The following is a 1,163-nucleotide window of genomic DNA, read 5'->3' on the forward strand; positions in this document are numbered from 1 at the left end:
AACGCACAATCCAGTGCGCTCCTCGTCGTCCGCCTTGCCAGGAGGCCACCGTGACGATCCTCGTCACGATCCCCCTATCCGCGCACCCTCTTAGAAGCGCGGGGTTCTGCTCCCGGATGAGTAGCCGGTCAAACAGCCCAATTACCGTGGCGGGGAACCGGAAGATACTCATGTCTGAGGACTTCCGATGTCTGTCGTTATCGACGTTCCCCGCGCATCCGCGCTCGACCGCCCTGGCCTCGATCAGGGCTCCACTCCTTCTCCGCAGGCAGACGGCCTCGATCCCGTCATCGCCGCCGCTCGTGCTGCTGGTCGTCTGGCCGGTGAACGCCTGGCTCGCACGCCCCTGACCCCGCGACAGCGCGCCGCGGTCGCCGCCGTGATGGGCGGTGGTCACTGATGAGCGCCAACTCCGCCGCCTTCGACCACGTGAACGGCTTCCGCTGGCGACAGGGCGACCCCTCCCTCGCCGAGTCCGAGGCACGTCTCTACGACCTCGGCGTGCTCCGCTCCGTGCTGGAGGAGTCCGTCGAGATCGCCGTCGCCGACGCCCGCGCCGATGGGGTGACCTGGGCGAAGATCGGCGACGCCCTCGGCGTCACGCACCAGGCTGTCATCAAGCGCTACGGCCGGGGCGGTGGTCGCTGATGCGCGCCGACGCACGCAACCTCAGCACCGCTCCCGCCGACCTGACCCCGCCCGGAGGGCCTGGCCTGGCACCCGCCGAAGGCAGGCTGCCCGTCGTCGTGATGACGGTCCGCAGCCGTGCTTCGCACTCTAAGAGTTTCGGGAGCCTCATTCGTTCCTACGGGCGCGGCAAGGGCTTGTCGATTGCCGCGCCCTGCAACAACGTGCCTGGTCAGCGGTCGGTTCCGCCCGCGCTCCGTCGCGTGGCCTCGTGGGATCATTTTGGGTCTCATTTGGGGGGGCGGTTTCAGGTGGTGTGTGCAACGGTGATTAGTTGTTCTATTTTCTCTGCTGGTGTGGCCCAGTCAAGTACTCGGCGTGGTCGGGTGTTGAGGAGGTCTTCGGCGTGGTGGATCTCTGTGTCGGTGATGTGGGTGAAGTCGGTGTGAAGCGCCTGAGGTTTTGCGCCGCTCCTATGCGGGTTCTTTCTCTTGGACAGTAGCAGCATAGTGGATGGTTTCGTGGTGGGCGGGGGT

The 1,163-nt window shown here is 66.1% G+C and carries 2 protein-coding genes and 1 pseudogene; 1 reads left to right on the top strand and 2 read right to left on the bottom strand.

The window, feature by feature from the left end; genetic code table 11:
- On the bottom strand, positions 1-397 hold a 397-nt coding region (locus EII35_RS16820), incomplete at its 3' end, for a hypothetical protein (protein ID WP_221739803.1).
- 2 nt (positions 398-399) lie between these two features.
- Between EII35_RS16820 and EII35_RS15455 the strand changes: the two genes are divergently transcribed.
- A complete protein-coding gene (locus EII35_RS15455; protein ID WP_003780556.1) occupies positions 400-648 on the top strand; it encodes a hypothetical protein in 249 nt (82 codons plus the stop codon).
- A gap of 286 nt (positions 649-934) precedes the next feature.
- On the opposite strand, the pseudogene EII35_RS16575 reads toward EII35_RS15455, so the two are convergent.
- Positions 935-1,163: pseudogene (locus EII35_RS16575) on the bottom strand (hypothetical protein); the annotation flags it as partial.

This window comes from Arachnia propionica (genome assembly GCF_003932785.1).
Classification (GTDB): domain Bacteria; phylum Actinomycetota; class Actinomycetes; order Propionibacteriales; family Propionibacteriaceae; genus Arachnia; species Arachnia propionica_B.